Origin of the sequence: Amycolatopsis vancoresmycina, from assembly GCF_000716785.1 — a bacterium.
In the GTDB taxonomy this organism is placed as follows: Bacteria; Actinomycetota; Actinomycetes; order Mycobacteriales; family Pseudonocardiaceae; genus Amycolatopsis; species Amycolatopsis vancoresmycina.
This window is the reverse complement of sequence record NZ_JNYY01000001.1, coordinates 831,408-843,344: the sequence shown is the minus strand read 5'-3', so window position 1 is coordinate 843,344 and position 11,937 is coordinate 831,408. Positions and strand designations below refer to the sequence as shown.

Here is an 11,937-nt window from a genome sequence, read left to right as displayed (position 1 = left end):
CTCCTTCAGACGGGCTGGGCGTCGGGGTAGGCGACCGCGCCCAGCGGGTAGATGTGCCCGCCGGCGCGGGAGTGCTCGGACTGCCCGTCGCCGGTCAGGCCGAGGAACACGCCGGTGGTGCGCAGGGCGTAGCCGAGGTCGTGCAGCCACACGCTCGCCACGGCGATCCGGAACTCGCGGAAGCAGAACAGGTAGAGCCCGTCGGCGAACTTCCAGACCGTCGACAGGTCCATGTCGCCGTGACCGCGCTGCACGCCTTCCAGGCACTGCCAGGCGTAGCGCTGCGAGGAGACGTAGACGTGCTCGTACAGGTGGTCGGGGCTGTAGCGGTAGAGGTTCCGCTTGCCGATCAGGTCGCGCGACGGCCCGGGCACGGCCCCGGACGGCTCGCCGCCGTCGGTGACGCCCGCCCGGAAGTCCTGCGAGACGCGGGGGACACCCTCGACGTCTTCGGCGCCGATCACCGAGCGGACGGCGAGCGCGCGGTGGGTCGCCGTCGAGTACACGACGGTCAGCGCTTCGCCGTCGACGCTGGTGAGCGGCAGGTTCACGAAGAAGACGTCGTCGCGCACGGCAACGGCGTCGTACGGGTCTTCGACGCCGTTGCACACGACGTGCTCCGCGTCCTTGAAGGTCAGCGCGAGGGTTTCGCCGTCGTCGAGGGTGATCGTGACGTCCCGGCCGGTGAGGTCGGCGGCCGGCAGCCGGTAGGTGGCGATGCCGGCGGCGAACTCGTCGTAGGTGCGCCAGTCGTCGGAGGGGGCTTCGGGCATGGCCTCATCGTCGGGCGGCCCGGCGCGGCGGGCGAGCGGTCACGCGCTGGCGGGCAACTACCGGACGCTGACGGTCAACTCCCGGCGCACCTCGCTCGGCGCCCGCCCGAACGCGGTCTTGAACACCCGGCTGAAGTGCGCCGCGTCGACGAACCCCCAGCGGGCGGCGATGGCCGCGACCGGGCGGCCGGCGTGCACCGGGTCGAGCAGGTCGCGGCGGCAGTGCTCGAGCCGCCGGGTGCGGATCCAGCCGGAGACGGTGGTGCCCTGCTCCTGGAACAGCCCGTGCAGGTGCCGGGTGGAGATGAAGTGCTCGGCCGCGATCCGCGCCGGGGTCAGGTCCGCCGAGTGCAGGTTCGCGTCGATGTGGGCGCGGATCCGGCGCATCAGCTCGTGGTGCGGGTCGGCGTTCGCCCGCGCCAGGTCCAGCTCGGTGGCGAACAGGGTGGACAGCAGGTCGACGGCGCTGTGCGCCAGCCGCGCGCCCGCCGGGCCCGCCAGCTGCTCGAGGTTGCCGCCGAGCTGGGCGAGGAACGGCACGACGACGTTGCCGACCCCCTCCTTGCCCGACATCCGCACCGCGGTCAGCCGCCCGACCAGCTCGGCGGGCAGGTCGATCAGCCGCTGCGGGAACATCATGACCAGCGTCCGGAAGTCCTCTTCGAACACCAGCGAGTACGGCCGGTGCGTGTCGTAGAGGGCGACGTCGCCGGGGCGCAGCACGGCCTGGCGGTCGTCCTGCACGAGCAGCCCGGTGCCGGCCAGGATCAGGCTCAGCTTGTAGTAGCGGCGCTCGCCGCGCGCGATCAGCTCCGGCGTGCGCTCGACGACGTGGGGCGACGCGGTCACCTCGGAAACCTGCACGTCGTCGGCCACCGACGAGCGGATCCGGCCGCGGAAGCCGTCACCGCCCGCGGTCACGTGCAGCGGCACGAAGGACTGCGAAACGGCGGTGCGGAACTCGGTGAAGTCACGGGCGATGAGGGTCGTCGGGGCAGGCACGGGGTCACCTCGCAGCGTCGGGAGGGTGCGGCGTCGTATACGATAAGCGATACGATCTTCGGCGACAATGCCCGGCCGCCGACCATGAGAAGGTCCAGCTCGCTCGCGATCCGGGGATTGCCTGGCCGGTGGCCACGCCTACGGGCGGCCGCCGCAGCAGTCCGGTTCCGGCACCAGGCTCCGCAGCAGGGCCGCGAGACCGTCCGGCGCGCGGCCGTGGAGCCGGGCGCTCGTCACCACCGGAGCCAGCGCCTCGAAGCAGCGGCGGAACCCCGCCCGCCCGAGACGGCGCCACAGGTCGTGGTCCTCGCCGGTCGCGCACGGGCCGAAGCCGCCCACCGCGTCGAACGCGTCCGCGCGAATGCCGAGGTTCGCCCCGTAGACCGATCCGTGGCCCGCCGGGGTGCGCGCGCGGCCCAGGATGTCCTCGTACCGTCGCAGTGCCCGGGCCGACGTGCTGAACGGGGTCGACAGCTCGGCCGTCCCGGCGATCGCGTGGTAGCCCTGCCGCGCCCGGGCCAGGTGGGCACGAGCCCATCCCGGCGTCACCCGGGTGTCCGCGTCGGTGCTCAGCAGCAGCGTCCCGGCCGCGGGGGCGTCCAGCAGCCGGCGGACCCGCGCCAGCCCGAAATCGCGGACCTCGCCGATCGTCCGGGCCGACCGGCACTCCACGACCACGCCGGCCAGATCGCCGAACGCCGCCCTGGCGACCGCGGCGGTGGTGTCCCGGCAGCGGTCGGCGACCACGCAGACCGCGGCCGAAACCCCGGACGGCAGCTGCCGCAGGGCGTCCCGGAGGGCGTGCACGCACGCGCCGACCAGCTCCGCTTCGTCCCGGGCCGGCACGACCACGCCGACCGCCTCGATCACCGGCGCCTCAGCACGTGCAGCAGGAACTCCTCGTCGGTGTGCTCGACCAGCGGCTCGAGCGCGGGGTTCGCCAGCAGCCGTGCGTGCGCGTCCCGGCCGTCGCGCGGCGCCTCCGGCGCCCACGAGAGCCAGTGCACGGCCAGCAGGTGCCCGCCGGGCCGCAGCGCCGCCACCGACGCCGCCACGGTCCGTTCGAGGGCTTCGTCGTCCAGGTAGTACAGCAGTTCGCCGTACACCAGCAGGTCGACCGGGCCGTCCGGCAGCGCGTCGGGCACCGATCCGATGTGGACGTCCACATGCGACAGATCGGCGACGGCCCGGCCGGCGCGCTCGGCCGCGGCGGGCACCGGGTCGAAGGCGATCAGCCGACCGGCCCGGTCCGCGAGGTCGCGGGTGAGTGCGCCGACGCCGCAGCCCGGCTCGACGACCGTGCCGTACCGGTCGTCGGGCAGGCAGGCCAGCACCATCGCGCGCTTGCGCCGTTCGTACCACTTCGTCCGCACCGACCACGGGTCTTCGGCGCCGGCGTACAGCTCGGTGAACCGGCTGACCGGCGCCGAGGACCGCGGTGGTTCGCGGAAGAAGACCTCGGTGTCGCGGGCGAAGTGGGCCAGCACCTCCTCGGGCAGGATCGGTGGCTCGCCGCGCGGGCCCGGCTTCAGCTGCGACGGGAAAGCCGCCAGGGCCGCGGCTTTCGCTTCGCGCTCGGCCTCGGTGAGCCGCAGGGACCGCGCCCGCGGCCAGGGGATGCCCGGGTCGTCCGGACGCAACCAGTGCCACAGCCAGATCGGGTACGACCAGCACTGCGTGGTGAGCGGCGCCGCCGCGAGGGCGGCACGCGCGGCCGCTTGGTGGTCCGGGTGCGGATCGCCGGGCCACGGCAGCAGGCACAGGTCGTACCCGGCGGCGTGCGGTCGCAGGGCGTCGGCCAGCTCGTCCTCGTGCGCGGCGAGCGCGGAGTCCGGCAGGCCGAGCCACACCGGCTCCACCTCCGGAAGTCCCTGCTCCCGCAAGGAATCCCGGAGTTCGCGGCGGCGGGTCCGGCCCAGCGCCCGGCGTTCTTCGCCGGACGAGTCCGGGAACGCCGCTTCGCCGTCGGTCGCGACGACCAGCGTCACCGCGGTGCCCTCGGCGTGCAGCCGCTGCAGGAGCCCGCTCGCGCCCAGCGTCTCGTCGTCGGGATGGGCGGCGACGACGAGCGCGCGCTCGAACCGCTGCGCGGGCCACGGCGGTGACGCGGGCCGCGTGGCCCATTCGCTTTCCGGGACGTACGAGGTCATGCGCGGCCCAGGACGTCTCGGCCGAGCGCGGCGAGGTCCCGCTCGGCGTGGTGCTGCCGGACGTACACCGGCAGGTCGGCGATCCGCTGCGCGAACCGGCGGTCCCGGCACGCCGGCGTCGGCCCGGTGACCTTCAGCGCCCGTTCCAGGATCTCGACGGCGGTGCGCTCGGCCGCGGCCCGGCAGGTGCCCGCGAGCAGGGCGTCCACCACGTCCGCTGCGGCCGCCCGGGCGAGCACCGCTTCGGCCGTGCTCAGCGCCGTGTGCATCGCGCCCAAGTGCGCCAGCTGGTGTTCGTCGGCGGTGCCGCGGTCGCGCAGGTACGCGAGGACGCCGTCGAAGACGCCTGCCGCACCGCCGAGCCAGACCGCCGCCACGCCGGCGCCGCCCAGGGCGAACCCGGGCCGGGCCACGTACCAGCCGGGCGGGCCGAGCACCTCGGCGCGCACGCCGTCGAAGACCACGTCACCGCTGTCGGAGGCGTCCATCCCGACCGCCTGCCACGCGTCCGGGTGCCGCCGGACACCGGGGTCGGCCAGGTCCACCTCGACCAGGTGGTCACCCGCGGCCACCAGCGCGCGGTCGAGCAGCGTCAGGCCCGAGCAGAACCGGACCGTGCCGGTCAGCACACCGTCCTCGAGGGCCGCGCCGGTGCCGCCGGACTTCGCCGCCCACACGCCGTAGAGCGCGCCGGGAACGGGGGAGCGGCCTGCCTCTTCGAGGATCGCGACGGCGTCGGTGTGTCCCTCGGCGAGCCGGGCCAGGGCCAGGTCCCGGCGGCCGAACGCCGCCAGGGCCGCCCAGCGAGCGGCGGTCCGGCCGGCGCCGGGCCGGGGCAGGCCGAGTTCGCCCGCGGCGTGCAGCGTGCGCAGCTCGGCCCCGATGGCCGCGACCGTGCGCGGCGCGGGCAGGGGCTTGGGCGGGTGCTCGGTCAGCAGGCTCTCCACAAGATCGGCGAGTACCCCGTTTTCCGCCGTTCACGCGAGCGTGTGAACGCTTTCGTGGCCGGGCACTCCCCGGGCATGACGAAAACCCGGGCCTACCGCGACGGCACGCTGCAGAAGGAAGACTTCCCGGTGGCGGAGGCGGCCGCCGTCCTGGCCGAACCGGGCACGGTGGTGTGGATCGATCTCTGCGAGCCGTCCGAAGCGGACCTGTCCCGGCTCGCCGGCGATCTGGGCCTGCACCGGCTGGCCGTCGAAGACGCCGTGCAGGAGCACCAGCGGCCCAAATTGGACCGCTACGACGGGCACGCCTTCCTCACCGCGTACGCGGTCCGGTTCGGTTCCGCGAGCGACCGTCCGCAGACGTCCGAGCTCGCCGTGTTCATCACACCCCGTGCGCTCGTGACCGTCCGCAAGGAGGACGGCTTCGACATCGACGCGGTCACCGACCGCTGGGACCAGGCGCCGGACCTGGCCGCGTCCGGTGTGCCGTTCCTGCTGCACGGCCTGCTCGACCACGTCGTCGACGGCCACTTCGACGCCGTCCAGGTGCTCGACGACGAGGTCGAGGCCCTGGAGGACCTGGTCTTCGACGACCGCCCGGACACCGACGAACTGCAGCGCCGGTCGTTCCGGGTGCGCAAGAACCTGACCAGGCTGCGCAAGGTCGTGGGCCCCGTGCCCGACGTCCTCGGCTCGCTGATGCGCCCGGACCTGCACCTGGCCGACGGCACGACCCGGCCGTACTTCGCCGACGTCCACGACCACGCGCGGCAGGCCGCCGACCACCTCGAGGCCCTGCGCGAACGCCTCACGACCGTCCGCGAAACCCAGCTGAACCTGCAGAGCGACCGGCTGAACCTGATCATGAAGAAGGTCACCGGGTGGGCCGCGGTGATCGCGGTCCCGACCGCGGTGACCGGCTTCTACGGGCAGAACGTCCCCTATCCCGGCAACGGCACGACGGCCGGGTTCTGGGTGTCGACGACCGTGATGCTGGTGCTTTCGGTCGGGCTGTACGTGCTCTTCAAGAAGCGGGACTGGTTATGACGCCGGGACGGGCGCACCGCGGCGGACGAGGTCCTGGCCCCGTTCGTAGTCTTCGTCCGCTTCGTGGGTGAGGACGCCGACCGTCCGGCCGTCGCGTTCGTACCAGACCGTGAAGCCGCCGTCGTCGCGCGGCCGCGGGTGCGCGCGGTCGAAGCCGTCGCCCCAGGCGGCGTACTTGAGCACGCGGTCGCCGATCACCGACCAGAAACCGGGGACCTCGGCCCAGGCGGCGTCCTGCCCGGCCGCGGTCCGCCCGGCCACTTCGCCCATCGCGAGGCCTTCGCCCCAGTGCTCGACCGCGAGAGCCCGTCCGGCCGCGGGGTTGTAGGCCAGCGCGACGTCGCCCGCCGCCAGCACGCCGGGCCGGCTGGTCCGCAGGTGCTCGTCGGTGCGGATCCGGCCCTGCTCGAGGGCGATGCCGGCGGCTTCGGCCAGCTCGGTCCGCGGCCGGACACCGGTGGCGAGCACGACGACACCCGCGTCCAGGACCGGCACCAGGTCGGTGCGGATCCGGTGGCCGCCCTCGACCGCCAGCAGCTTCGTGCCGCGCAGCACGCTCACCCCCTCCGCCTTGAGCCAGCGCAGCAGGAACCGGCCCGCATCGCGGCCGAGCCGCTTTTCCTGCGGGACGTCGTCCGGGCAGACGACGGTGACCTGCAGCCCGAGCCGGGACAGCGAAACCGCGGCCTCGCAGCCGATGAACCCGGCGCCGACGACGATCGCGCTGCGCACACCGGAGGCGGCCGCGCGCAGGGCGCGTGAATCGGCGGCCGACCGCAGTGTCCGGACGTCTCGGTGATCGGCACCCGGGATGCCGGGCCGCACGGGTTCCGCGCCGGTGGCGAGCAGGCAGGTGGTGAAGCCGTGGACCGCGCCGGAGGCCGTCCGGACCCGGTCCTCGCCCAGCTCGGTGACCGGGTCGTCCAGCGTCACGGTGACGTCGTGGATCTTGGCGAAGTCTTCGTCGATCGGGCTGAGCCCGGCTTCGCCGCGCAGGAACTCCTTCGACAGCGGCGGGCGCTCGTAGGGCGGATCGGCGTCCGCGGAGAGCAGGCGGACTTCTCCGGCACCGCCGGCTTCCCGGTACGCGCGGACCGCCGACACGCCGGCCGGCCCGCTTCCGATGACGACCAGGTTTTCGGCATCCATGACAGCCGGGTACCCCGTTCGTGCGCCCGTACACGTCGTCCAAAGTGGAGTGTCCAGTGTGGACGCCGACGGGCGGCACGGCGACGGGCGGTGACCCGCCACCGGATGGGGTCACCGCTGTCTGGGAGCGCGTTCAGCCGAATGGGCCAACGCGGCGGATGGCCTGCGAGGAAAGGAAAGGCTTTCGAGCACCGCCTGGGGAGCGCACGTGGACACCGGCGCGGCTGGTTGCTCAACCGTTGCCCTTCAGCATAGTGCAGCTGCACTATGCTGAGCCATCCGGTGTGCACACAGCGGGACAGGCGAAGAAACGGGTGGCGGATGAGTGGGGCAATGGTCGAGGGGACGCGCCCGGGTACGGGCGTGGGCGAGGCGGGGGAGCAGGAGCTGCGCCGGCTGCTCGCCGGCCTGACCGCGGTCCGCGACGGCGACTTCGGCATCCGGCTGCCGGGCGGCACCGACGGGCTGCTCGGCGAGATCGCGACCGTTTTCAACGGCATGGCCGACCAGCTGTCGCTGTTCACCTCCGAGGTCACCCGCGTCGCCCGCGAGGTCGGCAGCGAGGGCCAGCTGGGCGGCCAGGCGAAGGTCCCCGGCGTGTCCGGCACGTGGAAGGACCTCACCGATTCGGTGAACGCCATGGCCGGCAACCTGACCACCCAGGTCCGCGACATCGCGCAGGTGGCGACGGCGGTCGCGAAGGGCGACCTGTCACAGAAGATCGACGTCGATGCGCGCGGTGAGATCCTGGAGCTCAAGGACACCGTCAACACGATGGTGGACCAGCTGTCGTCCTTCGCGGACGAGGTCACCCGGGTGGCGCGCGAGGTGGGCAGCGAAGGCCGTCTCGGCGGCCAGGCCCAGGTGCCCGGGGTCGGCGGGGTCTGGCGTGACCTCACCGATTCGGTGAACTTCATGGCCGGGAACCTCACCGACCAGGTCCGCAACGTCGCCCAGGTGACCACCGCGGTCGCGAAGGGCGACCTGTCACAGAAGATCACGGTCGACGCCCGGGGCGAGATCCTCGAGCTGAAGAGCACCATCAACACGATGGTCGACCAGCTGTCGTCCTTCGCCGACGAGGTCACGCGCGTCGCGCGAGAAGTCGGCACCGAAGGCCGGCTGGGCGGCCAGGCCGACGTCAAGGGCGTCTCGGGCACCTGGCGCGACCTCACCGACTCGGTGAACTTCATGGCGGGCAACCTGACCGACCAGGTCCGCAACATCGCCCAGGTCGCCACCGCGGTGGCGAAGGGCGACCTCTCGCAGAAGATCAACGTGACCGCCCGCGGCGAGGTCCTGGAGCTCAAGGACACGCTGAACACGATGGTGGACCAGCTGTCCGCGTTCGCGGACGAGGTCACCCGCGTGGCCCGCGAGGTCGGTACCGAGGGCCGGCTGGGTGGCCAGGCCGACGTCAAGGGCGTCTCGGGCACCTGGAAGGACCTCACCGAGTCGGTCAACGTCATGGCCGACAACCTCACCGCGCAGGTCCGCTCGATCGCCCAGGTCACCACCGCGGTCGCCCGCGGCGACCTGTCCCAGAAGATCCGCGTCGACGCGCGCGGCGAGATCCTCGAGCTGAAGGACACCATCAACACGATGGTGGACCAGCTGTCCGCGTTCGCGGACGAGGTCACCCGCGTCGCCCGCGAGGTCGGCACCGAGGGCAACCTCGGCGGCCAGGCCACCGTCCGCGGCGTGTCCGGGACCTGGAAGAACCTGACCGACAACGTCAACGTGATGGCGTCCAACCTGACCGGCCAGGTCCGCTCGATCGCCCAGGTCGCCACCGCGGTCGCCCGCGGCGACCTCTCCGGCAAGATCACCGTCGAGGCCAAGGGCGAGGTCGCGGCGCTGGCCGACGTCATCAACACGATGGTCGACACGCTGTCGGCGTTCGCGGACGAGGTCACCCGCGTGGCCCGCGAGGTGGGCACCGAGGGCATGCTCGGCGGCCAGGCGCGCGTGCCGAACGTGGCCGGCACCTGGAAGGACCTCACCGACAACGTCAACTCGATGGCGAACAACCTCACCGGGCAGGTCCGCAACATCGCCCAGGTGACCACCGCCGTCGCGCAGGGCGACCTGACCCGCAAGATCGACGTCGACGCCCGCGGCGAGATCCTCGAGCTCAAGACCACGATCAACACGATGGTCGACCAGCTCTCGGCGTTCGCCGCGGAGGTCACGCGCGTGGCGCGCGAGGTGGGCAGCGAAGGCCGCCTCGGCGGCCAGGCCGAGGTCGAGGGCGTCTCGGGCACCTGGAAGCGGCTGACCGAGAACGTCAACGAGCTGGCCGGGAACCTGACCCGGCAGGTCCGCGCGATCGCCGAGGTCACCAGCGCCGTGGCCGAGGGCGACCTGACCCGTTCGATCACCGTCGACGCCTCCGGCGAGGTCGCCGAGCTGAAGGACAACATCAACTCGATGGTGGAGTCGCTGCGCGAGACGACGCGGGCGAACCAGGAGCAGGACTGGCTCAAGTCCAACCTGGCCACCATCACCGGCCTGATGCAGGGCCGCCGCGACCTCGCCGTCGTCGCGGCCGCGGTGATGGACGAACTGGTCCCGCTGGTCAACGCCCAGTACGGCGCGTTCTACCTGGCCGACGACACCGCCGACGTCCCGGAGCTGCGCCTGGTCGGCGCCTACGGCCACCCGGACGACGGCGACGGCCCGGCCGTCCGGTTCCGGGTCGGCCAGTCGCTGGTCGGGCAGGCCGCCCGCAGCCGCCGCGCGATCGCCGTCGACGACGTGCCGCCCGGGTACGCCACGATCTCGTCCGGCCTGGGCAGCACCGCGCCGGCCAACCTGATCGTGCTGCCGATCGTGGTCGAGGACCAGGTGCTCGGCGTGATCGAACTGGCCTCGGTGCACGGCTTCACCACGGTCCACCGGGCGTTCCTCGAGCTGCTGATGGAGCAGATCGGCGTCAACGTCAACAGCATCGTCGCCAACGCCCGCACCGACGAGCTGCTCGGCGAATCGCAGCGGCTGACCGCGGAGCTGCAGGCCCGGTCCGAAGAGCTGCAGGCGCGCCAGGAGGAGCTCCAGTCGTCCAACGCCGAGCTGGAGGAGAAGGCGGCGCTGCTGGTCACGCAGAACCGCGACATCGAGACGAAGAACCTGGAGATCGAGCAGGCCCGCCAGGAGCTGGAGGCCCGCGCCCAGCAGCTGACGCTCGCCTCGAAGTACAAGTCCGAGTTCCTGGCCAACATGAGCCACGAGCTGCGCACCCCGCTCAACAGCCTGCTGATCCTCGCCCAGCTGCTCGCGCAGAACCCGACCCGCAACCTCACCGCGAAGCAGGTCGAGTACGCGGGCATCATCCACTCCGCGGGCTCGGACCTGCTGCAGCTGATCAACGACATCCTCGACCTGTCGAAGGTCGAGGCCGGGAAGATGGACGTCACGCCGGAGCAGGTGTCGCTGCGCCAGCTCATCGACTACGTCGAGGCGACGTTCCGGCCGATGACCTCGCAGCGCAACCTCGACTTCCGGATCACCGTCGCCCCCGGCTCGCCCCCCGAGCTGCTCACCGACGACTCGCGGCTGCGGCAGGTGCTGCGCAACCTGCTGTCCAACGCCGTCAAGTTCACCGAGGTCGGCGTGATCGAGCTGCACATCGAACCGGTCGACCCCGAGCGGCTCCCGCGGCCGCTGCGCGCGCACGGGCCCGCGGTCGCGTTCCGGGTCACCGACACCGGCATCGGCATCGCCGAGCACCAACTCGAATCGATCTTCGGCGCGTTCCAGCAGGCCGACGGCACGACCAGCCGCAAGTACGGCGGCACCGGGCTCGGCCTGTCGATCAGCCGGGAGATCGCCCAGCTGCTCGGCGGGGTCATCACCGCCGAGAGCACGCTGGGCGAGGGCAGCACGTTCACCTTCTCGCTGCCGGTCGCGCGGCCGGACTTCGCGCCGCTGCCGGCGGGGGAGCACCCCGGCACCGCCCTCGCGACGACGGATTCCGGCGCCGCCCTCGTGTCCTCGGGCCCGCGGCCGTACCGGCGGCTGCTGGTCGTCGAGGAACGCCAGCACGGCCTCCTGACGCTCGTCGCCGAGAGCGCGGCGGCGGACCTGGCCGACAGCCGTGACATCGGTCTTTCGCCTGCCGACGTCGAGGTGGTGACGGCGGTCGGCACGCAGGAGGCCGCGGCGGCGCTCGCCACCGACGCCTACCACTGCGTGGTGCTCGACCTGGACCTGCCGGACCGCACCGCGTTCACCTTCCTCGACGCGATGCAGGGCGACAGCGCGCTGCGGCTGGTGCCGGTGCTCGCGCACAACAGCCGCCGGCTCGACGTCGAACTCGAACAGCTCGTGCAGTCCCGCGCGGACGTGCAGTCCCTGGAGGTGCTGTCCGGGCTGGACGAACTGCGCGAGCGGATCGCGCTGCACCTGTCGGCGGAGGAACCCGGTGCCGTGCTGCCGCTGGTCCGCCCGGACGAGCCGGCCGCGCCGGTGCGGGCGGCCGACGTCGACACGACGCTGGCCGGGCGCACGGTGCTGATCGTCGACGACGACCCCCGCAACGTCTACGCGCTGACCGGGATCCTGGAGCTGCACGGCATGCAGGTGCTGCACGCCGAGGACGGCCGCAAGGGCGTCGAGACGGTCGCGGCGCACCCGGGCATCGACCTGATCCTGATGGACGTGATGATGCCCGAGATGGACGGCTACACCGCGACCGCGAAGATCCGCGCGATGCCCGAGCACGCGGGGATCCCGATCGTCGCGGTCACGGCGAAGGCGATGCCGGGGGACCGGGAGAAGAGCCTGGCCTCGGGCGCGACCGACTACGTGACGAAGCCGGTGGACGCCGACGACCTGATCAGCCGCATCAAGCGGCACGTGACGGCGTGA

General features: G+C 72.7%; 8 protein-coding genes. 2 read left to right on the top strand and 6 right to left on the bottom strand.

Annotated elements, in window-relative coordinates:
* Positions 1 to 5: 5 nt before the first annotated feature.
* The 5 genes from OO60_RS03565 to OO60_RS03545 form a co-directional block, all read right to left on the bottom strand.
* Entirely contained in the window at positions 6 to 773 is a 768-nt protein-coding gene (locus OO60_RS03565; protein ID WP_004562832.1) for a MoaF C-terminal domain-containing protein, read from the bottom strand.
* Positions 774 to 830: 57 nt separating this feature from the next.
* Positions 831 to 1,775 carry an AraC-like ligand-binding domain-containing protein gene (locus tag OO60_RS03560; protein WP_004562833.1) on the bottom strand — a complete coding sequence of 315 codons (945 nt, stop codon included), beginning with the start codon at positions 1,773 to 1,775 and terminating at the stop codon, positions 831 to 833.
* A 138-nt stretch (positions 1,776 to 1,913) separates the two neighbouring features.
* Positions 1,914 to 2,645 (bottom strand): glycosyltransferase family 2 protein, encoded by a 732-nt coding sequence (locus OO60_RS03555; protein WP_004562834.1) that lies wholly within the window; start codon positions 2,643 to 2,645, stop codon positions 1,914 to 1,916.
* Entirely contained in the window at positions 2,642 to 3,925 is a 1,284-nt protein-coding gene (locus tag OO60_RS03550; RefSeq protein WP_004562835.1) for a bifunctional PIG-L family deacetylase/class I SAM-dependent methyltransferase, read from the bottom strand. The genes OO60_RS03555 and OO60_RS03550 overlap by 4 nt, the downstream gene beginning before the upstream one ends.
* Positions 3,922 to 4,872, bottom strand: a complete 951-nt coding sequence (locus OO60_RS03545) for an acyl-CoA dehydrogenase family protein (protein ID WP_051767625.1) — start codon at positions 4,870 to 4,872, stop codon at positions 3,922 to 3,924. The genes OO60_RS03550 and OO60_RS03545 overlap by 4 nt, the downstream gene beginning before the upstream one ends.
* A gap of 75 nt (positions 4,873 to 4,947) precedes the next feature.
* On the opposite strand from OO60_RS03545, the gene OO60_RS03540 reads away from it, so the two are divergent.
* Complete coding sequence (locus tag OO60_RS03540; protein ID WP_033260931.1) at positions 4,948 to 5,919, top strand: magnesium transporter CorA family protein; 972 nt, start codon at positions 4,948 to 4,950, stop codon at positions 5,917 to 5,919.
* Here OO60_RS03540 and OO60_RS03535 read toward each other — a convergent pair.
* Positions 5,914 to 7,068 carry an NAD(P)/FAD-dependent oxidoreductase gene (locus OO60_RS03535; protein ID WP_003101548.1) on the bottom strand — a complete coding sequence of 385 codons (1,155 nt, stop codon included), beginning with the start codon at positions 7,066 to 7,068 and terminating at the stop codon, positions 5,914 to 5,916. The two genes, OO60_RS03540 and OO60_RS03535, sit on opposite strands and share 6 nt — an antisense overlap.
* A 333-nt stretch (positions 7,069 to 7,401) precedes the next feature.
* On the opposite strand from OO60_RS03535, the gene OO60_RS03530 reads away from it, so the two are divergent.
* On the top strand, positions 7,402 to 11,937 hold the full coding sequence (locus OO60_RS03530; RefSeq protein ID WP_003101551.1) for a HAMP domain-containing protein: 4,536 nt from the start codon (positions 7,402 to 7,404) through the stop codon (positions 11,935 to 11,937).

What these genes read in the sequence shown, in the direction of transcription:
- OO60_RS03565 (WP_004562832.1), bottom strand. Translation starts at nt 773, where the DNA reads ATGCCCGAAGCCCCCTCCGACGACTGGCGCACCTACGACGAGTTCGCC.
- OO60_RS03550 (WP_004562835.1), bottom strand. Translation starts at nt 3,925, where the DNA reads ATGACCTCGTACGTCCCGGAAAGCGAATGGGCCACGCGGCCCGCGTCA.
- OO60_RS03540 (WP_033260931.1), top strand. Translation starts at nt 4,948, where the DNA reads ATGACGAAAACCCGGGCCTACCGCGACGGCACGCTGCAGAAGGAAGAC.
- OO60_RS03535 (WP_003101548.1), bottom strand. Translation starts at nt 7,068, where the DNA reads ATGGATGCCGAAAACCTGGTCGTCATCGGAAGCGGGCCGGCCGGCGTG.
- OO60_RS03530 (WP_003101551.1), top strand. Translation starts at nt 7,402, where the DNA reads ATGGTCGAGGGGACGCGCCCGGGTACGGGCGTGGGCGAGGCGGGGGAG.